The organism is Polynucleobacter antarcticus, from assembly GCF_013307245.1.
GTDB classification, from domain to species: domain Bacteria; phylum Pseudomonadota; class Gammaproteobacteria; order Burkholderiales; family Burkholderiaceae; genus Polynucleobacter; species Polynucleobacter antarcticus.
In genome coordinates this window covers 1,700,794-1,722,330 of record NZ_CP028941.1, presented here as the reverse complement: position 1 = coordinate 1,722,330, position 21,537 = coordinate 1,700,794, and the positions used below count along the sequence as shown (strand labels likewise).

General features: G+C 44.3%; 30 protein-coding genes. 18 read left to right on the top strand and 12 right to left on the bottom strand.

Going from position 1 to position 21,537, the window contains the following annotated elements:
• From DCO16_RS08975 to DCO16_RS08965, 3 genes are read right to left on the bottom strand one after another with little or no spacing between them, the layout of a single operon-like run.
• Positions 1-1,407, bottom strand: coding sequence for a 3'-5' exonuclease family protein (locus tag DCO16_RS08975; RefSeq protein WP_173943333.1), 1,407 nt, complete (start codon positions 1,405-1,407; stop codon positions 1-3).
• Positions 1,400-2,383: an NAD(P)/FAD-dependent oxidoreductase gene (locus DCO16_RS08970; RefSeq protein ID WP_173943332.1), complete on the bottom strand. Its 984-nt coding sequence runs from the start codon at positions 2,381-2,383 to the stop codon at positions 1,400-1,402. Before DCO16_RS08970 ends, DCO16_RS08975 begins: the two co-directional genes overlap by 8 nt.
• A gap of 9 nt (positions 2,384-2,392) precedes the next feature.
• Positions 2,393-3,019 (bottom strand): alpha-ketoglutarate-dependent dioxygenase AlkB family protein, encoded by a 627-nt coding sequence (locus tag DCO16_RS08965; protein WP_173943331.1) that lies wholly within the window; start codon positions 3,017-3,019, stop codon positions 2,393-2,395.
• Between the two features lie 140 nt (positions 3,020-3,159).
• On the opposite strand from DCO16_RS08965, the gene DCO16_RS08960 reads away from it, so the two are divergent.
• On the top strand, positions 3,160-3,336 hold the full coding sequence (locus DCO16_RS08960) for a hypothetical protein (RefSeq protein WP_173943330.1): 177 nt from the start codon (positions 3,160-3,162) through the stop codon (positions 3,334-3,336).
• A 28-nt stretch (positions 3,337-3,364) separates the two neighbouring features.
• Here DCO16_RS08960 and DCO16_RS08955 read toward each other — a convergent pair whose 3' ends face one another.
• Positions 3,365-3,943 (bottom strand): RrF2 family transcriptional regulator, encoded by a 579-nt coding sequence (locus DCO16_RS08955; protein WP_173943329.1) that lies wholly within the window; start codon positions 3,941-3,943, stop codon positions 3,365-3,367.
• Between the two features lie 173 nt (positions 3,944-4,116).
• Between DCO16_RS08955 and DCO16_RS08950 the strand changes: the two genes are divergently transcribed.
• The 4 genes from DCO16_RS08950 (at position 4,117) to DCO16_RS08935 (ending at position 5,572) form a co-directional block, all read left to right on the top strand.
• Positions 4,117-4,545, top strand: a complete 429-nt coding sequence (locus DCO16_RS08950) for a DUF2244 domain-containing protein (protein ID WP_173943328.1) — start codon at positions 4,117-4,119, stop codon at positions 4,543-4,545.
• A gap of 105 nt (positions 4,546-4,650) precedes the next feature.
• On the top strand, positions 4,651-4,986 hold the full coding sequence (locus DCO16_RS08945) for a hypothetical protein (protein WP_173943327.1): 336 nt from the start codon (positions 4,651-4,653) through the stop codon (positions 4,984-4,986).
• 19 nt (positions 4,987-5,005) lie between these two features.
• Positions 5,006-5,392: a DUF4149 domain-containing protein gene (locus DCO16_RS08940; RefSeq protein WP_254598031.1), complete on the top strand. Its 387-nt coding sequence runs from the start codon at positions 5,006-5,008 to the stop codon at positions 5,390-5,392.
• A gap of 24 nt (positions 5,393-5,416) precedes the next feature.
• Positions 5,417-5,572, top strand: a complete 156-nt coding sequence (locus DCO16_RS08935; RefSeq protein ID WP_173943326.1) for a hypothetical protein — start codon at positions 5,417-5,419, stop codon at positions 5,570-5,572.
• On the opposite strand, the gene DCO16_RS08930 is transcribed toward DCO16_RS08935, so the two are convergent.
• Positions 5,569-6,447, bottom strand: a complete 879-nt coding sequence (locus tag DCO16_RS08930) for an oxygenase MpaB family protein (RefSeq protein ID WP_173943325.1) — start codon at positions 6,445-6,447, stop codon at positions 5,569-5,571. The two genes, DCO16_RS08935 and DCO16_RS08930, sit on opposite strands and share 4 nt — an antisense overlap.
• A gap of 140 nt (positions 6,448-6,587) precedes the next feature.
• On the opposite strand from DCO16_RS08930, the gene DCO16_RS08925 reads away from it, so the two are divergent.
• A complete protein-coding gene (locus tag DCO16_RS08925) occupies positions 6,588-7,133 on the top strand; it encodes an RrF2 family transcriptional regulator (protein ID WP_173943324.1) in 546 nt (181 codons plus the stop codon).
• Positions 7,134-7,141: 8 nt separating this feature from the next.
• Positions 7,142-7,588 carry a tetratricopeptide repeat protein gene (locus DCO16_RS08920; protein ID WP_254598030.1) on the top strand — a complete coding sequence of 149 codons (447 nt, stop codon included), beginning with the start codon at positions 7,142-7,144 and terminating at the stop codon, positions 7,586-7,588.
• A gap of 23 nt (positions 7,589-7,611) precedes the next feature.
• On the opposite strand, the gene DCO16_RS08915 is transcribed toward DCO16_RS08920, so the two are convergent.
• Positions 7,612-9,093: an RNB domain-containing ribonuclease gene (locus tag DCO16_RS08915; protein WP_173943323.1), complete on the bottom strand. Its 1,482-nt coding sequence runs from the start codon at positions 9,091-9,093 to the stop codon at positions 7,612-7,614.
• A gap of 141 nt (positions 9,094-9,234) precedes the next feature.
• Here DCO16_RS08915 and DCO16_RS08910 point away from each other — a divergent pair, with 141 nt between their 5' ends.
• Entirely contained in the window at positions 9,235-9,891 is a 657-nt protein-coding gene (locus tag DCO16_RS08910; RefSeq protein WP_173943322.1) for a cupin domain-containing protein, read from the top strand.
• Positions 9,892-9,911: 20 nt separating this feature from the next.
• On the opposite strand, the gene DCO16_RS08905 is transcribed toward DCO16_RS08910, so the two are convergent.
• Entirely contained in the window at positions 9,912-10,733 is an 822-nt protein-coding gene (locus DCO16_RS08905; RefSeq protein WP_173943321.1) for a hypothetical protein, read from the bottom strand.
• A gap of 163 nt (positions 10,734-10,896) precedes the next feature.
• Between DCO16_RS08905 and DCO16_RS08900 the strand changes: the two genes are divergently transcribed.
• Entirely contained in the window at positions 10,897-11,355 is a 459-nt protein-coding gene (locus DCO16_RS08900) for a potassium channel family protein (protein ID WP_173943320.1), read from the top strand.
• A gap of 40 nt (positions 11,356-11,395) precedes the next feature.
• Here the strand turns inward: DCO16_RS08900 and DCO16_RS08895 are convergent, their stop codons facing one another.
• Positions 11,396-12,289: a transporter gene (locus DCO16_RS08895; RefSeq protein WP_173943319.1), complete on the bottom strand. Its 894-nt coding sequence runs from the start codon at positions 12,287-12,289 to the stop codon at positions 11,396-11,398.
• 41 nt (positions 12,290-12,330) lie between these two features.
• Complete coding sequence (locus DCO16_RS08890; protein WP_217426652.1) at positions 12,331-13,251, bottom strand: histone deacetylase family protein; 921 nt, start codon at positions 13,249-13,251, stop codon at positions 12,331-12,333.
• Between the two features lie 57 nt (positions 13,252-13,308).
• On the opposite strand from DCO16_RS08890, the gene DCO16_RS08885 reads away from it, so the two are divergent.
• Together DCO16_RS08885 and DCO16_RS08880 are read left to right on the top strand one after the other, a co-directional pair.
• Positions 13,309-13,506, top strand: a complete 198-nt coding sequence (locus DCO16_RS08885; RefSeq protein ID WP_173943318.1) for a DUF2256 domain-containing protein — start codon at positions 13,309-13,311, stop codon at positions 13,504-13,506.
• Positions 13,503-14,762 carry a DASH family cryptochrome gene (locus tag DCO16_RS08880; protein WP_173943317.1) on the top strand — a complete coding sequence of 420 codons (1,260 nt, stop codon included), beginning with the start codon at positions 13,503-13,505 and terminating at the stop codon, positions 14,760-14,762. Before DCO16_RS08885 ends, DCO16_RS08880 begins: the two co-directional genes overlap by 4 nt.
• A 30-nt stretch (positions 14,763-14,792) precedes the next feature.
• Here DCO16_RS08880 and DCO16_RS08875 read toward each other — a convergent pair whose 3' ends face one another.
• The 3 genes from DCO16_RS08875 to DCO16_RS08865 are packed head-to-tail and all read right to left on the bottom strand — an operon-like array spanning position 14,793 to position 16,398.
• Positions 14,793-15,173, bottom strand: a complete 381-nt coding sequence (locus DCO16_RS08875) for a DUF2237 family protein (protein WP_173943316.1) — start codon at positions 15,171-15,173, stop codon at positions 14,793-14,795.
• A gap of 38 nt (positions 15,174-15,211) precedes the next feature.
• Complete coding sequence (locus DCO16_RS08870; protein ID WP_173943315.1) at positions 15,212-15,796, bottom strand: histidine phosphatase family protein; 585 nt, start codon at positions 15,794-15,796, stop codon at positions 15,212-15,214.
• 11 nt (positions 15,797-15,807) lie between these two features.
• A complete protein-coding gene (locus DCO16_RS08865) occupies positions 15,808-16,398 on the bottom strand; it encodes an SDR family oxidoreductase (RefSeq protein ID WP_367652066.1) in 591 nt (196 codons plus the stop codon).
• 202 nt (positions 16,399-16,600) lie between these two features.
• Here DCO16_RS08865 and DCO16_RS08860 point away from each other — a divergent pair, with 202 nt between their 5' ends.
• From DCO16_RS08860 to DCO16_RS08830, 7 genes are all read left to right on the top strand, one after another.
• Complete coding sequence (locus tag DCO16_RS08860) at positions 16,601-16,858, top strand: TIGR03643 family protein (RefSeq protein WP_254598029.1); 258 nt, start codon at positions 16,601-16,603, stop codon at positions 16,856-16,858.
• A 5-nt stretch (positions 16,859-16,863) separates the two neighbouring features.
• Positions 16,864-17,250 (top strand): thiol-disulfide oxidoreductase DCC family protein, encoded by a 387-nt coding sequence (locus tag DCO16_RS08855; protein ID WP_217426651.1) that lies wholly within the window; start codon positions 16,864-16,866, stop codon positions 17,248-17,250.
• Between the two features lie 6 nt (positions 17,251-17,256).
• On the top strand, positions 17,257-17,778 hold the full coding sequence (locus DCO16_RS08850) for a chalcone isomerase family protein (protein WP_217426650.1): 522 nt from the start codon (positions 17,257-17,259) through the stop codon (positions 17,776-17,778).
• A gap of 67 nt (positions 17,779-17,845) precedes the next feature.
• Entirely contained in the window at positions 17,846-18,394 is a 549-nt protein-coding gene (locus tag DCO16_RS08845) for a DUF3833 domain-containing protein (RefSeq protein WP_173943312.1), read from the top strand.
• 21 nt (positions 18,395-18,415) lie between these two features.
• Positions 18,416-19,978: a cryptochrome/photolyase family protein gene (locus DCO16_RS08840; protein WP_173943311.1), complete on the top strand. Its 1,563-nt coding sequence runs from the start codon at positions 18,416-18,418 to the stop codon at positions 19,976-19,978.
• 96 nt (positions 19,979-20,074) lie between these two features.
• Positions 20,075-20,527 carry a DUF2452 domain-containing protein gene (locus DCO16_RS08835; RefSeq protein WP_173943310.1) on the top strand — a complete coding sequence of 151 codons (453 nt, stop codon included), beginning with the start codon at positions 20,075-20,077 and terminating at the stop codon, positions 20,525-20,527.
• Between the two features lie 26 nt (positions 20,528-20,553).
• Positions 20,554-21,534, top strand: a complete 981-nt coding sequence (locus DCO16_RS08830; protein ID WP_173943309.1) for a quinone oxidoreductase family protein — start codon at positions 20,554-20,556, stop codon at positions 21,532-21,534.
• Positions 21,535-21,537 lie beyond the last annotated feature (3 nt).

Genomic DNA, 21,537 nt, shown 5'->3' with positions numbered 1-21,537 from the left:
TTATCTAGCCGGCCGAGGGGAGAGCTCAAAAATCCGAGACGGGCTTATTACTTGTAAACTTTTTTTGAGTAGCTTGTAAATATCTAAATCAAACTCAGGCTCACCTGAATCGAGTAATTCAGCGACCTCATCTTCATTGATGGCAGTTCCCAAGTAACACCAGTGATCAATCACATGAACATCCTTACCTTCCTGAATGCCTATAGGCCCTTTAAATGGCCAATTCGCTACTTTAAACTTTATAAATGCCATCTTGAGTCTTGTATTGTGCATTTCGAGAGATTCTTCTCCAATACAGGCTCCCTGACATCTTTTTACTTGATAGCCAAAACAAGGTTGTGAAGCACTCAGTTTTTCTAGGCCAAGTAATCCTTGGCATAGTTGATTCTTCTGAGCAATAGATTCAAGCATTAATCGTGCTTCGCGTCGACTATAAAAAAGACCAAATAAATTGTCTTGCCTGCCAGGCTTTAAATCACGATGTGTTACCAATTCTGGGACTATAGCGCCGTGATGATTAGGGGCTAGTTGCCAGCCACATAAATCTTTGGAGCGTCGTAATTTGATATTGAGGGTAGGAAGCTTATCTTTAATTAAAGTAGATTCGAGCAAGAGTGCCCCAATTTCACCAGAGGTTTCAATCCAATCGATATCGCGTACTTGCATGGCAATTTTCATCTCCTTACTCTTGGAGAGAGCGCCTTGAAAATGACTGAGCACTCTCGTGCGTAGCGAATTACTTTTGCCGATATAAATAGGTAACTTATTTTCACCGTAAAACAAATAGACCCCAGGTCTATCAGGAATGAGATTTACTAAATCAGGATCTATATGACTGGGAAGGGTGCTATGCCCCAATAGATCTTTGGCTGAACCATATAAAGTATGGGCGCCTAGCTTATCAATACAGCAGTTCCAGAACTGTAATAGTAAGTCAGCATCTCCTAAAGCGCGATGACGCTGACTAATCTTTAGTGCGTGCACAGTAGCTAAAGTATCTAAATTATGGCGGGCTTGATCTGGAAAAAGTCGTCGGGATAGCTTGACTGTACATAAGACTTTTGGCTTAAAGTCAATGCCTTCTCGCTTGAATGCTACTTTAATAAAGCCATAATCAAAGCGGGCATTATGTGCAACAAAAATCTTACCCTCTAGCTCCTGCAATAGCTCCCTACTCAGTTCTGAAAAGCTGGGGGCATCCACAAGCATCTCTGGCTTTATACCTGTTAAAGCTTGAATATTGCCTGGAATAAAAGTGTGAGGATTAATCAACTTTTCCCATCGTGTTATTTCATTATTGTGTAGGGTAATAATCCCTATTTCAGTAATACGATCACGCTCAAAGTGGGATCCTGTTGTTTCAATATCTACAAAAGCAAGCGGTGGAAAAGCGTCGGATTTAGTCATTCAAACTAATAAACTCTTGGGCAAGGAGATAGCCGCTGAGCCAAGCGCCTTCGATGGTAGATGCTCGCAACCAATCGCCACATAGACCGAGTTGCATTTGGCTATCTAAGCTGAAGTTGATAGTACTTTCTGTTTCAAGCTTGGCATAACGCCATAAGTGGCTCTGATATAAATCACAGCTTGCCCCAGTCAATGCATTGAACGCCTCAACGAGTGCGGGTTCTACTTCATAGTGGGATAAGTCAACATGTTCTTGTGACCAAGCGTGACTTGCTTGTGCCACCCAAGTTTCGTAACGAGGACGCTCTGGTTTAGTGTTATCGCGAGCGATCCATGAAAATAGACTGTCATTTACAAAGGCGCCATCAAAGGGCAGGTCTAAGGGCTGCTTAAGGTAAGCCATTAAGGTCCAACAGGGCAGCATATTTGCCTGATCGCAAACAGCACTGAGTTGCTTAGAGTATCGGGCAATCAGATGCTTCGCTTGAACTGGTGGGATGGCAAAAATTACTTGCTCAAACTGATCGGTTAGGGACTGTTCATCATGGATGCAAAGTTCCCAATGGTCATGAGCTCGATTAATGCTAGTGATCGTATGATTGAGCTCAATATTGAGCCCTTTAGCTAAGAACTTTGCGGGGGCAGTCATAGCAGGTACCCCAACAAAGCGCTGCTTGGTATCTGCTAAAGCTTTGGATTGACCATGAGTATAAGTAGCTATCTTTCCTAACCATGGACTTGCAACACCCTCCTTAATCCATTTCTGCACTTCTGCAGTAAACAAGGGATCTTTTGTGGTGAAGTACTGCGCTCCATGATCAGCACCCCATTTTTCAAAGTCACGATGACTCATCCGTCCGCCAACCCCCTGACTTTTATCAAAGACGGTCACGGCATAGTCTGCCTGACTCAATTGCCCTGCACAAGCAAGGCCTGATATTCCGGCACCGATAATTGCAATTTTTTTAGATGTCATGAGTTTGAGTTAGGAACTGACTTGCTGGATACTGCGAAAGGTAAGGTTAATGCGTGGACCAACATCGGTCTTCGTTTTAAGTAAGCTATGGTTCCAATGTGCTTGGGTAGGTGCATGCATGATCAAAGCACTGCCATCCTCTAAAAATAAGGAGGTGCTGGTTTTATCCAATCTATGCTTAAACCCAAACTTGCGCACACCACCTAGGCTCACGGAAACAATGGGTGCTAGCGGGTCTAATTCTGTTTCATTATCGCTGTGCCAGCCCATACCTTCGCTACCGTTGTGATACAAATTGAGTAAGCAAGAATTGAATTGCCATTGGGCAATATCTTCCGCTAGAGCTTTAATTTCTAAAAGTTCAGGCGTCCATGGCTCAGGATATTTTTTGACGCCAGAGTAGGTATAAGTGCAACCTTGATCTCCCACCCAGGCCACTTTCCGTTCGGTGGTGATCTGCTTTCCAAACATCACGAGTTGATCAGCTTGCCAGGGCAGCGATTGGAAAAGTTGCTTAAATAAGCTTGTGCACTGTATTGGATCAATCAGACTAGGGTGATAGTAGACGCACCCATCCTTCCTTAGTAAATTCATCCCCGTATTGACGGAGGGTGCATCTAATAATAAGGCTTGCATGATCTTGATAAAATATTCAAAAATGGGATTTAATAGCTTGCTAAGATTTATTTCAGAAAAAATTCTAAAATTGACACTGCTTCAGGATATCAATTAGATCAAACTTATGGCATTTTTAACCAAGATATAGGGGCTTTATTGTGAATTCTCCAGATGAGCGTTGTTGTGGGTCAGGCGTTTGTATTATTAATAGTGCAGGAGAGTGCTGGTGTGGGCAGGTATGGGATGGTAAAAAGATGGCAGCCCCAAGTCTTATAAAAGACCTCACCCCAGCAGCAAGTCCTGAAGTGTCATCGACTAAACCCCAGTCCGACTGAGCTAAATCGCAGCTGCGCTTACCCCCACTTATTTTGTGAGGTATGCCCCGTAGCTAAAAATAGAATTGGGACCTAAGGCCATCGTTGGTAAATTCACGGAAGAGCCCGAGCTTTTGATGACGGTTTGTATTTCCAAGGCAGGGCGTTTCTTAGGACCATCCTGCGGGCTAAGATACTGAATGAACTGACTTAATTTCGATGGAGCCTCGCTGATATCCTCAAAAGAGGGTACAGACTTGGAAATGAACTCACCAATCCACTGTTTGCCTTTATTGATACTGGCATGATCTTCAATAGACGCATAAATCTCTTGCGCAAACTCCTCTACCTTGAATCTGGTTTTGCGAAGACCCTCTAAGAGATTAACGATATCTTTGACAAGAATTTCTTTCGGGTCTACAAGCAATAAATAACCGCCGGTACGCCCATGAATAGCTTTCACGTAACCTGCATTCCTGATCACCCGAATCAGGCTTTCAAGATATTGGCGCGACATGTGTTGTCTTTTAGCTATTTCTGGCAAAGATACCGGCTTACCTAGCTTGGAATTGATGGTGATATCGACCAGTACATCTACGGCTTTGCTGATTTTTTTAGGAAGAGTCATGATAGAGGGGAGTAATTTTTCATTGAGACAATCTTCCCTTGTTTTGAGTCTATTTGCCCAGCTATGGGTGAATACCCATTAGTGTCTCATGGACATTGCATTTTGTCTGAGGATCTGCCGATCAACAGCAATCATCCTAAAATAATGCTGAGAGAAATTCTAATATTGTCCCCATGAAAACCTGGCTCATGAAACGCAACTGTGCCCTCAGCCCCAAGGAGCTTTTTCGCTTCTATTGGGCCCTAGTGGCTGTTTCACTCATTATTGGAATTGGGTTTTCTCTGCTTGGGTACTCCATCATTTTGATATTCACCTGTATTGAGCTCACGGCTTTAACTGCTGGCTTCCTGATTTACTCCCGCCATGCACTAGATTTTGAGCAAATTGAGATTGAAGGTGAGCGTCTGCGGATCAAAAAATCGATTGCCTGCAAAGAGACTGTGTATGAATTCAATACCCGCTGGGCGCGGATTGATCAGACCCTGCTGAATGCAAAGTCGTTTGAAATTTTTCAGTCAGACCTCAGAATTCCTCTAGGCCAGTTTTTACTGAAAGAGCAGCGAAGCCGATTAATAGTCGAGTTGAAGGCGTATTTAAGATAGCAGGGTGCTTATGATGGGCCACTCTGCAAGGATGAATGTTTCAAGCTATATTAAGCTATCAGTTTGTAACTCTTTAGCTCAGAACCCACATAGGTAGCACCCATCATGATCCATCAGACTCGATCTTCGCTTTTCACTATTGCCCTAGGCTTCATGTTGCTTAGCAGTCCTGGGTTTGCCAATCAGACCCGTGACTTAATGCAGGACTGCGTTCGTACACAGTTAAAAGCCCATGGCGGTATGAAAAAGTCCATGACAGAAATTGACTTTCAGCCTTACTGTGCTTGTGTAGCCAAAACGCTTGAGAGCAATCTCAGTAATCGACAGCTTAATGATTTGCAAATGAATGGCTTAGATAAAAAACCTGACTGGTTTGGTAATGCACAGCAGACTGCTGAAAAATCCTGTCTGATGAATAGCAGCCCAAAAATTCAAACTTAATTGATAGTAGGATCAAATAGTGAACAGTAACTTACTCAGTCTTTATATTGTTTCCGGCATGCTGGGCATCATGTTATTTTTCACGGTAGCAGTAGCGCCTACGGTTTTTAAAGTGCTGCCTCAAGAATGGTCTAGCAAATACGTGAGGGCATTCTTTCCGAAATACTATATTTTCTTGGGCCTATTTACCTGCCTTGCCGCCTTTTTGGTAGAGGGGTATGTCAATACGATATTGCTAGTGTTCTGTGCTGCTTTATTCTTACTCTCTCTAGTAGTGCTGACACCTGCTATTAATCGTGCTGCAGACTCTGGTAACAAAAAGTATTTTGGTTTATTGCATGGGTCGAGCGTCATCATTAACCTACTGCAGTTTGTTATTTTTATATATGTGCTGCTTTACGAATAAAGCTGAAAAGAATGAAGGAATTTTATGTTTACTGCGTTTCGTATTAAATTAGCGCGTTGGATTTTAGGTAAGCACTGTGCGTGCTATCAAATGGGCCATCACCCGATGGTGGATTTTGAGGCATTGAGTAAGGCAAAGATTGCTGCAAAAGAAGACAGTCAAAAGACAGCCTCGGTTTAGTCGATCTTGTCTTTGCCATAAATCCGGCGATAGCTATGGGCAGCAACACCATCTTTTAAAGCCAGTCTTACCGGCTTAGCAATCACTGAAACCGCGGTATCGAGTGCCAGCTTTTCTATCAAGGAGGGCTTCTTACGCTGGATTAATTCAAAAGCCCAATCAGGTAGATTGGCAAAGCCAGCCTCGGTAATCAGCTTGACGAAGGGTTTGGCTGGGAGACTTGCAGGGAAATGATTTAATAAACTCACAATATTTTTAGCGCGATCTCCAAAATACAATTCGCTGCGATATTGCTTCATCATCTCAGTTGTGCCACGTTGGGCGTTCGGGACATCAACGGCGCCCAACTTGACTGCTAAGCGTGCCATCTCAGAAAAATATTGATCCTTTTGACCCTGCGTTAAGTATTTATTTTTGTGCGCCAAGTAAGAACTTAAAAAACTACTAGTCTCGGTGATGTGCACCCAATTTAAGAGATGCGGGTCAGTAGCTTGATATGGACGAGAAAATTCATCAAAGCCGGTAACTTTTGTATGAATCTGATTCACTCTAGTAATGATACTTTCTGCCATGGCAGTAGAGCCATAGGTTGTGGCAGCAATAAAGAAAGCCGTCCTGCCTAATCTTCCTTTCAGATCTTCTCTAAAACTAGAGTGATCCCAAACCCCTGCCAATGCTCCAGGGTGTAAGGCCTGAAGAATCAAAGAGCTAATGCCACCAATCATCATTGACATAAAGTCAGCATGGATTTCCCAGGGCATGGATTCGGGGCCAAAAAGACCGCGATCCCCCGGGGGCTCGAGAAAGGCAACGGGCGGCCCCTTACTTCCGCCAACCATTTCCCGAATTGACTTGCGAATCATTTCATCAATCATGGGGATTGAGAGTGAGTAAATGGTGATTTTTCATGGGGTAAGTGAGTTATTTAAATCTAATAACCTCATGATTTTAATAGGTTTAAATATATTTTGATGCGTCAGATGCAATCTTATAGGGAAAGTGTATATTAAGGATTATGAGAGTTTCCAGTAAAAGCAAAATCGCCTTTAATGTCTTATTAGACATTGCTGCCCACACTTTGCATGGGCATGCCATTTCAATGCCATTGATTAGCAAAAGACATGGGCTATCCATTTCTTATTTAGAGCTTATTTTTGCCGCTTTGAGAACTGCGGGAATGATTCAGAGTCATCGTGGCCCTGGCGGAGGCTACTCTCTTGCGAGAAAACCAGAAGAGATTTCTTTGAAAGAAGTCATGGACGTCATTCAAGGGACTCAATCCTATCAAGAGGATTTGGGCGCCAAGTTATGGACGGATCTGCATGTCTTCATGCAAGAGCAAATCGCCCAAGTGAGTTTGGCCAAGGCTCTCAGTCAATCAACAATCACGATTGAGCCTAGTACTAAAGGCTCTCCAGTAGTTCGCAGAGCGCCAGAGCTCAAAGTGAAAACACCCGCGGTGATTGCAACCTTAGCCAAGCGCCCCAAAGTGAAAAAAGCCCCTCTCGGACCTAATTCTGTCTTCACATTTGGCAAGTATTTGCAGTTCAATAAATCCTAAGGATTTTCATGAAGCCATTTTTGCTGGCTGGCTTATTGTGTATGACCTTAGCTGGGTTTGTCCAAGCTGATGACACGCCAACAGTAAAGTCAGATTCTGTCTGGTTATCTGAATCTAGAGCCAGTATCAAAGCTAAAAAATATGATGTGGCAGTCAAGCAGTTACAGGCTGCTAATGAAACATCGTCTGCTGACTGGAATAACTTGATGGGATTTAGTCTTCGCAAGAAGCAGCCACCAGATTTGGCGGGAGCAGAAAAGTTTTATCAAGCCGCATTGCAGATAGACCCAAAGCACAGAGGTGCACTTGAATATTACGGTGAGCTCAAACTGATGAACCGTGATCTGCCTGGTGCAGAGGCACTACTTGCTCGATTGGATAAAGCTTGCAAGTTTGGCTGTGAAGAATATACAGATCTGAAGCAGGCCGTTCAAAAGTACAAATCACAAAAGTAAGCAAAAATAAGTAAAAGTAAACGCTAGACTAATGCAAAGTTAATAAAGCCCATTTCTACATTAGTTGATACCAGTTGCACATGTACTTTTCTGCCGATATCCACTAACTGCGTTCGACTCATCAGCATACCCTCTGCAGGAGGATTGAAAATACGTACCCAGCCATTATTTGGGGCAATGCCAGTAATAATGCCATCAAAGGTCTTGCCAATATAAGGCTCTAGAAAGAGTGCTGCCTCTGATTTACGTACCCTGCGCTCAACTTTCCGAATGGCATCCTCTTGTTTAGTGCAGTGCTCTGCTAACTCTTGTAGCTCTTTCGTTTCATAAGCTAGAGCTTGCTTTTGAAGAATGCTTTTAATCATTCGTAAGGTAATGAGATCGGGATAGCGACGATTAGGGGCGGTAGAGTGGGTATAGTCTTGAACCGCTAGACCAAAGTGTCCGATAGCATCGGTACCGGGCCGCTCTAATACATACTCTCCTGGGCCCATGAGCTTCACCACAATTAAAGACAGATCTGGAAAACGAATAGGATCGGCCTTTAAGCGCCTCGCTAAAAATTCAGATAAGGCTTTAGAGTCAGGATCCGCAGGTAGGACATCGCCATACTGCCTAGCAAGCTCCACAATTCTTAACCATCGATCTGGACTACGTACGACTCTTCGCAAAGAGGGCACGCGGTGCTTAAGTAGGAAATGTGCGGTGCTCTCATTGACTGCAATCATGAACTCTTCAATCAGTTGTCGACCGCGGTTCTGCACTTGCTCCTGAATACCAACAATAAGATCTTTCTTAAAAATCGCCTTAGGCTGGAAGAGCTCTAAGTGAAGGGATCCCGCATCATGTCGGCGCTTGCGCAGTGTCTGTGCAACCCGATCTTGAGTATGGAGTTGCTCTTCCATGCCCTTCACACTACAAAGAGCGGTTGGAGCGGAACCTACGCCCTCAATCCAAGCAGAGATGGCATCGTAGGCTAGCTTGGCCTTGTTGATTACCTTGGCTCGGTATATTTGAGAGTCCTCTACTGTCCCATCCTGAGAAATAGTCATCTCGGTCACCAAGGCTAAACGTAACTCATCTGGATTTAAGGAGGTGAGATTAGTGGAGAGCTTTTCAGGAAGCATGGGGAAGATTCGTGCCGATGTATACACTGATGCTGTATTTAGCTTGGCATGCTCATCAATCGGAGAATGCTTTTTAATTACCGCATCTACATCGGCAATCGCTACAAAAATTTTGGTAGAGCCATTTTCTAGTGAGATAGATGCTGTTAATTGATCGAGATCTCGAGAGTCATCATTATCTAAAGAGCACCATAGTAAGCCTGTCAGATCAGTAATAGTGGGATCCTGATCTTGCCCAGGCGCTGCAATTAAATCGAGCTGATTGTGTACTTCTGCTGAAAATTCAGGCTCAAGACCGCGCTCTAGCATGGCAATTGTTGCGATATGAGCCAAGTCTGCACGGGTAAATTTCTGATGATGATATGATTTTTTTGCCATGATATTTCTTCAGTATTGCATGGCCCTGACTCCAAAATCTAGCTTCTTTCGAGTTATAGAGTAATTTATTTGCTATTCTGACAGTGGACCTCGGATAGACGGCAGCCCATAGTTAATTTAGAAACAGTAAAGGCGGTATTTTTGAATATCAATGCAGATTACAAAGAACGCGTGGTTCTGAACCATCATGATCTCCCTTGGATAGTCAGTCCTGAGTCAGGGGTTGAGCGACGTATGTTTGATCGCATTGGTGATGAGATCGCAAAGGCTACTTCGATTGTGCGATATCTGCCAGGCTCCCACTTTCCATTACACACCCATGAGTTAGGTGAAGAAATTCTTGTGCTTGATGGTATTTTGAGTGATGAAGCAGGCGACTATCCAGCGGGTACCTACATCATGAACCCGCCGGGCTCAGCCCATGCGCCTTTTAGCGAATCTGGCTGTACGCTCTTTGTGAAGCTGCGCCACTTAGGCGCAGATCAAGTGCATCGCGAGGTGATTGATACGCGGAATGCGGAGTGGTTTCAGGGTATGGTTGCGGGCTTACAGGTGATGCCTTTAATGCGACAAGGTTCAGGATCTACTTTAGTTCGCTGGGCTCCACAAACCTACTTCAACCCACATCAGCATTTTGGTGGAGAAGAGATCTATGTTGTGGATGGGGTGTTTGAAGATGAGCATGGCCGCTATCCTACTGGCTCATGGATTAGGAGTCCCCATATGAGTAAGCATCAGCCTTTCAGTAAAGAAGGTTGCACCATCTTTGTCAAAACGGGCCACCTAGTAGAGGCTTAAATACTGAAAGAGGGTTCTTCCTAAAAAGAATAGGAAACTTTACCGTAAACAGACAAATTGAATACGTTATACGTTTGAACAACTTGCTTGGCAGCGCCCACTGCAAAGAGTAAATTTCGGGAGAGGCGATGGGTCACCATAGCATCTAGAGGAACAAACCAGCCACCCCCTGCAGAGTTATAAATAATCCCATTCTCATCCCAGAAACGAATTTGAGTATGAGGTCCCAGGGTAATACCAATAGTGGGAAAGAGCTGCAGGTTACGAACTAAGTGCGGTTGATTAGGATTGATTTGAAAAGAGTTATTTTTGGTATCAAATCCATACATATATCGAACAAGCGGCGAGAAGTCTGCCAGTATGGTCTTACTACCTTCAGTAGGCTTAAAGCTGCTTCCTATTTGAGGGCCTATGGCCCACTGACCATTATTGCCAAAAGGAAAAATAATTCGCGCACCCAAATTAGCGCCCCAGTTGGGTAAGATATTAGGATGACTTCCCCAAACTGTCAGCATGGTGTTTCCAGCACTGTATTGCCCTTGATTTTCTGCGGGAAAAGAGGGGCCATAGTTTTTAGCATAGGCAGTATCCAGCCTTGCCATGCCGCGCAGCTTACCGATCTCTATCGGTTGGTAGTAACGTAGTTTGAGAGTGTCTACTGTATTGTCATCACCCTGAGAGTCATGGTAGCCCCAGAATTCTAAAACGGGATCTGATGCATATTGCCGAGAATCATTTTTAAGATTCAGGTAATTTAAAGAAAATCGATTTTCATCCTCAGCAGCTAGGCTTGTTCCATATATCCAGAGTGCTATGAAGGGTATGAGTGGGCGATAGTTCATACCAATCATTTTACTGAAATCATCCTGAGTGAATCCATTGCTTTTGATTGCATCTCAATACTTGATCTGTCATGTTATTGGATAAGACGAACTATTTTAGGTATAGTAAATAGGATCACTAGATTCTCGAATTCACTTTGTTTAAAAAACTTCATTTCCTCTTATGCTGCTAATTTCTGCTTTCATTGTGAATGGCTTGCTAGCCTTGATAGCGACTTTGATTCATTATGAAGTACTTTCTCAATTAGATAAGTATCTGCCTAGAGTAGAAAATAAAGCGCCGCGCTTTAAAGTATTGATTGGTGTTGGAGTGATATTTATGGCCCACATCCTCGAGATTTGGGTCTTTGCTCTAGGATATTTTGCTACTTTGCAGTTTCCACAGATGGGTAGTTTGGTGGGGGAGTTATCAGGCCATGGCGTTTTATTGGACTGCGCTTATTTGTCTTTCATTACTTTCACCACAGTGGGTTATGGGGAGATTGTTGCTCAAGGATATTTAAGGTATCTCACCGGCGTTGAGGCCCTTACAGGGTTGATTCTGATTACGTGGTCTGCTTCGTTTCTGTTTATAGAAATGCAGAAATATTGGACTACCAATAAACCACATCAATTAAAGTAAACCCATTGACTCTAGCTATAGCAAGTTCAGTTGTAGTGCCTTAAAAGCTTTTTTGGAGTCGCAATGCTAAGACGCGTGTTTGCATAAAACCATTCTTGATTTCCATATCACGTCCGTATTGCAAGGATATCCTGCCGATAGGCGTATGGGCTTGCCCGCTCAATAAAAATCGCTGCGTGTTCACAACGTTGTTTAAATAGTTATTATTCACTGATGTTGCCCCACCCGCGACGTAAAAATAAGAGGCACCTATAGTAAAAGTTGAATTGATCTTATAAATCGGACCTAATTGCGTAGTGGTGAGTGGTTTCTGAGTAAGTGAGCCATTCGTAGCAAGTCCGCATGCTGCTGCGCATTCGCTGTTACCACCATACCATCGGGTGTCTACAGCAATCATGCCATCCAGACTCTTGGTAATAGGGGTCTGGAAGCCCATTTGTAAGTCTGTTCTAAAACGATTTTCACTGACATTAAATACTTGCTGAGGTGAATACGTGCCAGTGGGGCTAGTGAGATACGCAGCAATGGCAAGGTAGGTTCTGGTATTTTTATTGGCATAAGGCCAAAAAGCCGTTGCGACCGTGAGGTCACCAATACCCGTGCTGTTTGGATTGTTTGCGAGCGATCCTGCCGGACTCACGGTGCCATAAGGTAGCTGAATATAAGACACGCCAGGCAGCTCTCCCAATAAATAGGTAGTAGAGCCCCGTAAGATGGCATATTGGGTATCAATGACGGGACTAGCGCCAATTGGCTTTGCATTGGCCACACCATTTCTATAGAAAGTGGTGTTTTCTGTTGAGAAATAACTCAAGGTCAGTATATTTAATCCTGGGGGAGGTGCAACAATATCATTGGGTTGAAGATCTACCGCCCAGGCCGATATTGGTTTGCTGATTGCTAAGAAAATAAGTGCGACACGGAGTGCTTTCATGGTGTCGACATTTTAGGGTGTTTTGGACTGCTTTAGGCTACTTACGTACTTTTAAAGCCTCGAGGTATTGTTTGCTGAAAGCGCAGGGCTGTTTGGATGGTTTGCAGGTGTATGTCGACTGTCTCTTGAATGTCTTTGCCGTAGCCACCTGCCATACTGAAAGCTATCGGAACCTGGTTATCCAGGCCATATTGAAAGACCTGTTCATCTCTCAGACGCATACCAGTCTTGCTGATACAAAGCTTACCGAGCCGATCTCCCTCATGAGGATCTGCGCCTGCTAAAAAGAGGATGAAATCTGCTTTAAATCGTTGATCTAGTATTTCTAAGCCCTGGCTAAGCGCTGCTAAATAGGCATCATCTTGGCAGTTGTCTGGCAAGCCAATATCTAAATCACTTTTTTCTTTGGTAAACGGAAAGTTATTTTCGCCATGGATAGAAAGCGTAAAAATAGAAGCATCGTGTTTCAAAATAGCAGCGGTGCCATTGCCTTGGTGTACGTCTAAATCAATGATAGCTATTTTGAGTTTGGAGCTTATCTCTTTTTGCAGGGCTCTTGCAGCAATGGCAGAGTCATTAAATACACAAAAGCCACTCCCTTTGTTTCGATAGGCATGATGCGTACCACCAGCCAGGTTGGCGGCAATACCTTCATTCAATGCGATCTTTGCAGCTGCTAGAGTGGCCCCAGCAGACCTGCGTGAACGCTCCACCATAGCTAAGCTCCAAGGAAAGCCGATCTCTTGTTGCTCTTGAGGGTTCAGCTTGCCTTCGATAATCTTAATTAGATAGGCAGGATCATGGGCATAGAGTATTTGGGTATCGCTAACGCTCGGTGCCTCTAAGAGTTCAATACCCTCTAGTCGGGACACTAAGTCGCGCAGTTGGCTGTACTTCTCCATAGGAAAGCGGTGTCCCGGAGGAAGTGGTAAAACATAGTGATCAGTGTAAAAAGCCTTCAAGGTCGATCTCTGTTTCGATTGATGTTGATGAGTCTATTCGTTTTTGTATAGGTGGGTATGTCGAGCTCCAAAAACTCAGGATTTAAAGGGAACAAAGCTTCTTTGCCTAGCAAGCTATGTTTAGTTTGTGGCAGAGAAATGACTTGGCGAAAATCATGGGCTAAAAATTGGGATGAGGTGAAGTACTGCTCGGATGCATGCCGCCTCAAAAAGTCTGCAACTTCAAATGCCTCAGATGGAAAGTTGGATAAATGACTGTCTTGATTTATTGGTTCAGAAATGATTTGCGGCTGAGAGATAACCCCGGTTTGGCAAAAGCCTGCCTTGCAGCAGATTATCTGTTGCCCATCTATTTGCATCAGCCTGAGGAAGTGTCTCATCCTTTAGGGTTCATGAGAATGGGCGCGCATCGTAAACGCTTTCTGAAAGAATCCTTAGAGGATCTGCGGACACAATTAAATCAGATGGGCTCCGATCTGTTTGAATACACCGGTCATCCGAGCGAGGTAATACCTGGTTTGATGCAAGCTACTGGTGCTCAAGTGATCTACTGTGAGCACATTGAAGCGCCCGAAGAAATGGATCAGGTATCTAGTCTTCAGAGTGTGGGAATCGAAGTACACGAATTCTGGCAGTCCAGCATGTTAGATCCTATAGATCTCCCATTTGATTTGCCGCAGATGCCTGATGTTTTTTCTTCCTTTAGGCGTGCTGTAGAAAAAGCGGAATTGAGATATGCCAAACCCGTCAAAGCACCCAAAGTTATCCCACCAATTCCTCCAATTCCATTAGTACCGCAGCAGAGTAATGAGGTAGATAGCTCGCAGCGGACGAATGATATCCATCATCATTATCGAGGGGGTGAGACAAGTGCTTATGCACACTTTCAGCAGTATCTTAAAAGACGATTACCCGATACCTATAAAGAGACACGAAATCAATTAATCGGCCTGGACTATTCTAGTAAGTGCTCTCTTGGCTTAGCAAGCGGTTGTCTTTCTGCGCGAGTAATTGCTTCTGAGATTGATAGCTATGAACAGCACCATGGTGCTAATGATGGGACCTATTGGCTTTGGTTTGAGCTCCTATGGCGAGACTACTTTCGTTTCATTCACTTTAAGTATGGAAAAAAACTATATAGTGCTTCAGGTTTAAGCGAGCTACCTCTACAGGCATTGAATGCAAAGAAGTTTAAGTTCTGGAGCGCTGGCAATACTGGTGAGCCCCTAGTAGATGCGGGGATGCGTGAATTACTTGCCAGTGGGTATTTATCTAATCGAATGCGCCAGATTGTTGCGAGCTACTGGGTCTATGACATGCAAGGAGATTGGCAAGCAGGCGCCGCTTGGTTTGAGTCTCAGTTAATTGATTATGACGTCTATAGTAATCAAGGAAATTGGCTGTACCTGGCAGGGCGCGGCACAGACCCACGAGGCGGTAGACGATTTAATATCGCTAAACAAACCCAAGATCATGATCCAGAAGGAGCGTATCGAGATCTTTGGCTTTAAGTAGGCTTGATCTCTTCAGCAATACGCCTGTTATATTTCAGCAGTCTCAGCATATTTTTGTAAGACTTCTAAAGATACTTTTTCTAAGGCTTTTTGATGGGTACTCTCTAACTTAATCATGGGGGCACAGTTTGCTTCTAGCGCTTCGATCCATCGGTTCAAGCATAAGCACCACTGATCTCCAGCGACTAATCCAGGAAAACGATATTCTGGTCTGGGGGTAATAAGGTCATTTCCCTTTTTGAGACTAAATTGCAGAAACTCATTGCTCACAATTGCGCATACTAAATGGCTTCCTAAATCTTGCTCATTGGTCTTGCAGCAACCGTCCCGAAAGAAGCCAGTTAATGGCTCAAAAGAGCAGGGTACCAAGGGCTGACCTAAGACATTTAAAGCGGCATCGTGTTGCATAAAGACTTTCTGTTCCGTTAGATGATTGTGTTGGGGGGTTAAGGGCTAGGGTAAATTTTATGCGAGACAGGCCGCCCGCTTTGATCTACTTTGACTAGCACCATGTCTCCAGAGCTGACTACCGTGCCAGTATAAGACTGAATATTGACATGATGCGTCACCATGATGATAGGCATATTAGGGTTGTTGGAACCTTTGCCTCGTTCTTGTGCAATGAGTTTAATTAAATCATCGGTGTATTTTTTCGATTGACTCATATTGTCAAAGAAAGAGCCTAAGGCAGCCTCTTTTGTCACGCTACCTTTACCTAGTAGTGTTGCAGTATCAAAACAGCGGCACCAGGGACTACTAAATACCTTGGCTTTATCGATACCCTGGTTTGTTAGCCATACTCCCGTTGCCTTAGCCTGCTTGCGACCATACTCCCCTAAATTGCGTTGTGTAGCACATTCGCTCACCTGGTAGCCTGAAGGATCACCGAATCCAGGCGCATCGGCATGGCGCATCAAAAGCACGTGCTGACCGTCTTTGAGTGCGGTGGCCAGTTCAGTTTGCGCTATAGCGGGCGTTCCCTGAAACATCAATAGAGTAACTAAAGAAAGGCAAAGGCTAAGAGATTTCATGATGGGATGACTTACCAAGGCAGTCTTTCTCCTGAATAACTAATAAAGGTTCCAGAATCTGCTTGCTTGACTGAGAGCAAGACGTTAAGCATGTCTTGTGCAGCTTCTAAGGCTGGCCTACCAATTTCTTGGCCTTTAAATGGTTTGGATAGATGCGAATTTACTGTACCGGGATGCAGTGCTATGAGAGCTATATTGGGTTTCGTGCGACCAAACTCAATCGCAGTCGTTTTAATCAACATATTCAAAGCCGCCTTGGATGCGCGATAGCTATACCAGCCGCCTAAGCGATTATCTTCAATGCTGCCTACTTTAGCGGATAGCGTGGCCATCACTGCGCCTGTAGGATCTAATAATGTAGAAAAGTGTTTTATGGTGAGAGCAGGGCCAATGGCATTGACTAACATCAGTGCTTGTAATTGCGATGCGTTAAGGTCGCCCAATTTTTTCTCAGGCATCCAATCTGCCGAGTGCAGCACGCCAATGGTATTGATGATGAGCTGAAAAGGTCCTTGCGTTGACAAGGCGGCAGCTGAGGTTTCTAGAGTCGTTAAGTTCTGATAATCAATGGGATGGTCTGAGTTGCGGTGTATACCTGTCACCCCTGAGCAATTAGGGTTATTTTTCAATAGCTCCACAAGGGCTGATCCTATGGTTCCGGAGGATCCGATGATTAATGCGCGAAAGGGGCGAGGAACAAGGGGCATAAATAGATTTGGTGAGCAAGGGCAGCGTGCACTGAATATAGGGTCTTACCCAACCAGTTTATTGAATAAGTCTTAAACTTGCTTGATGGGGATTCCATTGCAAAAAACGCTTACTGAAGCAGAGCTATCAAGATTAATTGAGATGGCTTGGGAGGACCGCACCCCTTTTGATGCCATTGAACAAAACTTTGGGTTTTCTGAGCCTCAGGTTATCGCAGTGATGCGTCAAGAGTTAAAACGGAGCTCCTTTAATTTATGGCGTAAAAGGGTTACCGGTAGAGCAACCAAGCATGTTGCTTTGCGCAGTAAGTTAGTGACGCGCGCTTATTGCAGTACTCAGTACAAGCCCAAGTAAAGATCATGAGAAAGCTCACCATGTTCTATGACGGTCTTTGTCCTCTTTGTCAGGCAGAAATTACTTTCTTATCTGGCCGTAATGAAGCAGGCCTCTTGCAATTTGTGGATATTCATTCTGATCGCTACTCCCCTGATGGGCTCGGGATTTCTTGCCAGCAAGCACTAGATTCGATGTACGCTCAGTACGATGATGGAGAATTAATTAATGGGGTTGATGTGTTTGTAGCTGCGTATCAGCGATCTCGGTTGCCAACCCTTGCATGGTTATTTTCACGGCCCCTCTTGCAGCCGATATTGAAAGTAGCTTATCGTTTTTTCGCTAAGTATCGCCATACTATTTCCAGTATTTTTGGGCCGGCTGCATTATGGCTGGTCAATAAAAAGGGTTAAAAAGATATGACATCTTTATTTGTAAAAAAACTTCGTAGCGGGATGGCCTTAACCATCTTTTCTGTTGTGGCTGTCATGCTTACATCAATGTCCTCAAGCTTTGCGAAAGAGCTGCCCCATTTAGAGAGCGCTATGGGTCAAGCGCAAATACAAGGGTCTGGGCGTTTAAACTTTTGGGGCTTACATGTATATGACGCTACGCTCTATCGCTCGGCAGCAAAGGATACTGGGGAGTTCGCGCTCGATATTCGGTATCAAAAATCATTCTCGGGCGCTTCAATTGCCAATCGCTCTGCGGACGAGATGAAAAATATTGGTATTACAGAAAGTCAAGCTCAGCTTTGGGGAAAAGAGCTCACAGCCATTTTGCCCAATATTGAGTCGGGGCAGTCGCTGACTGCTGTGTATGCACCCAAGCAAGGCACCATTTTCTTTCATGAGGGTAAAAGAATTGCTCAAATCTCAGGAGCTGACTTTTCTAAAGCCTTTTTTTGGTATTTGGCTAGATTCAAAAACCAGTGTGCCTAAGTTGAGAACTGACTTGCTTGGCAAGGGGTGCCCACCTACATTAATTTCAGGAGCCTGTTAAATGTATATGACTAAAACTATTTCGAGAGTAGCACTTGGGCTTTTATTGAGTTTGAGTTTATTAGCTTGTTCTTCACCAATAATTAAGCAATATGCCAATGAGAAACCTACTCTAGACCTGAGTGAATATTTTAATGGAACGATTGATGCTTACGGTATCTTTACTGACCGAAGTGGCAATGTGAAAAAACGATTTACCGTACTACTAGAAGCTAGTTGGAAAGTAGTGGATGGTAAGAAAATCGGTATCTTAGATGAGAGTTTTGAATATTCCGATGGGACTAAGCAAAAGCGTATCTGGACTTTGACTGAGGTATCTCCCGGAAAATTTATTGGTAAGGCTGATGATGTCATTGGTGAAGCGATTGGCGAGGCTTCTGGCAATGCCTTGTACTGGGCTTATACCTTGGCGCTGCCTGTAGATAACTCGATTTATCACGTGCAGTTTGAAGATTGGATGTACCTTGTTAGTCCTAAAGTGATGATCAATAAAGCTAAGATGAGTAAATTTGGTATTGACTTGGGTGAAGTCACTCTGAGTTTTTACAAACGCTAACTTAACTTACTCGTATAAAACATGGCATCGAAAAAGCTCGCAGTTAAAAATCTCACAGTTAAAAAGCTCGTATTAATATTGGGTGATCAGCTCGATATCAATAGCCCCATACTTCAACATATCGATCCCAAAGCAGATCGATTGCTGATGGTGGAGTCTGCTAATGAGGCTCAGCATGTTTGGTCTCATAAGGCCAGGATTGCCTTATTTTTATCAGCTATGCGCCACTTTGCTCAGCAGTTGGAGGGCCTTGGTCTGCCATTGCTATATCTCAAACAATCTTCGCAAACGATTGCCGAGTGCCTGAGAGATCAAATCACTTCAGGACAATTTAACCACCTGGTCTGTGTTGAACCAGGAGAGTGGCGCCTCAAAAAAGCGATTGAAGATTTAGCTACAGAATTAAATATCACTTTAGAAATGCAAGAAGATGCCCATTTCTATTGTTCACGCCAAGAGTTTTCTCAATGGGTGGCGAATAAGAAGGAGTTAAGGCTGGAGTATTTTTATCGCCTGATGCGTAAGACCCATGGAATCTTGGTAGATCCAGAGGGTAATCCAGAGGGAGGGCAGTGGAATTTTGATAAAGACAATCGCAAGCCTTTTCCTAAAAAAGGTCCTGGCTTAATTCCAGCGCCGGAATGGTTTGCGCCGGATGAGATTACCCAAGAAGTCATTGCCGAGGTAGAGGAACGATATCCCGATCACCCGGGATCATTGGCGCATTTTCAGTGGCCGGTGACTCGCTCTCAGGCGCTACAAGCCCTAGAAGGTTTTGTCGAGTATCGGCTAGCGACCTTTGGGGTGCATGAAGATGCAATGTGGACCGACACCCCTTTTGGATGGCATTCTTTATTGTCTAGCTCGCTCAATCTGAAGTTACTCAATCCTCGCGAAGTGATTGCTGCTGTATTGGTGGCGTGGAAAAAACAAGATTTAGATCTGGCCACGGTAGAGGGATTTATTCGTCAAATTTTGGGCTGGCGAGAATTTGTACGCGGTATGTATTACTTAGATATGCCGCAGATGGCAGAAGATAACTTCTACGATCATCACAACGCACTACCTGCTTGGTATTGGACTGGTAAGACCAAGATGCGTTGTATGCAAGAGTCGATTGGTCAAACACTGGAGTATGGGTATGCACACCATATTCAGCGTCTGATGGTGACCGGTAATTTTGCATTGCTCGCTGAAATTCTCCCAAAAGCAGTGTGTGATTGGTACTTGGCAATTTATGTCGATGCAATTGAGTGGGTGGAGTTACCTAATACTGCAGGCATGGCTTTATTTGCCAGTGGAGGGCGCTTTACTAGCAAGCCTTACATTGCTAGTGGCGCATACATTAAACGTATGAGTAATTATTGTGGTTCATGTCAGTACAAACAGGATGTTCGGTTTGGCGAGGGTGCATGCCCAATAACGAATCTTTATTGGAACTTTCTCATCAAGCATCGAGCTCAGTTTGACGCTAGTCCCCGCACTAGGCTGATGACAGTCAATTTGTCCAAAATTAGCGCTGAGGATCAACAAGCGATTCAGGCACATGCTCAGACCATTTTGGCTAATTTAGACTCTCTGTAGCCCACTCTGGGCCCTTGAAATGACGCATTTTCTGGTTTTGTGTCACACTTTCGCTAAATGAATCAACCCCTTAAAGAGTGTGAATAAGAAACCGTCATGAGAATAGAAGACAAGGATCCAGCAAGACACGCCAGTATTGAGTACCCCATGGAAGTGGGTGCACCTGTCTTTGCGCCGATTAAAGTGACGGAAGAAAAAGATAAGGCAGTCAATGTTGCACGTCAAAATGCCAAGCTGGAATATGACCGCATCATGGAGCAAGCTGAAGTACTAATGAAGCAAGCGCGTTCACTCCAAGCAAGATTAGATGCAACGGAAATGGTGCATAGTGCTAAATTTGGCTTCAATCCTATTCATGGCAAGGTGTATCACCTCTACTTTGATAATCGCAATGGCGTCAATTTATTGATTCAGAATGGACCCGATCAATGGAGCTGTGGCATTCCCGATGCATGGACCTACTCCATGGCTGTGAAAAAGTTAGGCGATAGCACCTGGGCTATAGTAGAAGACGATGAAGTACCTTCTTCTTCGCTCACCGTAATATAAATTTCTGTTTAAAAAATAAGGTCAAAGTGACAACTGCTCGAATTGTTAGTCTTTCAGCACTCGGTGATGCCGATGTGATTCAATTAATTGATAAAGAGTTGCCTACGCCCGCTAAGGGCGAGGTGCAATTGCGTCAAACCGCGATGGGATTTAATTTTATTGATGTGTATCAGCGCTCTGGTTATTACCCATTAGAGTTGCCGACGGGTTTAGGTCATGAGGCTGTTGGTGTGGTTGAGGCGCTGGGTGAGGGTGTGACCCGTTTTAAGTTGGGCGATCGCGTCATGTACATGAATGCCGGTATTGGCGCCTATGCCAGTGCACGTAATGTAGCTATTGATAAGTTGGTTTCCGTTCCAGACGATATTTCTGACGAAGTGGCTGCTGCAGTGTTCTTTAAAGCAATGACTGCGCAATACCTGATTCAAAAAACTTATAAAGTGAAGTCTGGTGATGTCGTGTTGGTGCATGCTGCCGCTGGTGGTGTTGGTCAAATTTTAGCGGGCTGGGCAAAATCTCTGGGTGCTTTTGTAGTCGGATCTGTGGGCTCAGAAGCGAAAGTCGCTGTAGCGAAGGAAGCGGGTTGTGACGCTGTAGTGGATTACTCGAAGCCAGACTGGGTCGAATCATTTTTGAAGGCGACTGGTGGTCGCAAAGCGAATGTGGTGTATGACTCTGTTGCCAAGACTACCTTCTTGGGATCGCTTGATTGCACGGCACCCTTTGGCATGGTTGCATTGTTTGGTGCAGCCTCAGGCCCAGCTCCAGAAATTCAGCCAGAGATTTTAAATAAAAAAGGCTGCCTCTACTTAACAAGACCCTCAGTGTTTCCGCACAACGCTACTCCAGAATTACTTCAAGAAAACGCCCGTGCAGTATTTGAGGCTATCTCACAAGGTAGAGTGAAAGTGAAGATTGGGGCTAAATTTTCTCTAGAGCAAGCTGCAGAAGCACATAAGGCTGCAGAGAGTAGAAAGATTGCTGGAGCTATCATCATCACGCCTTAATAA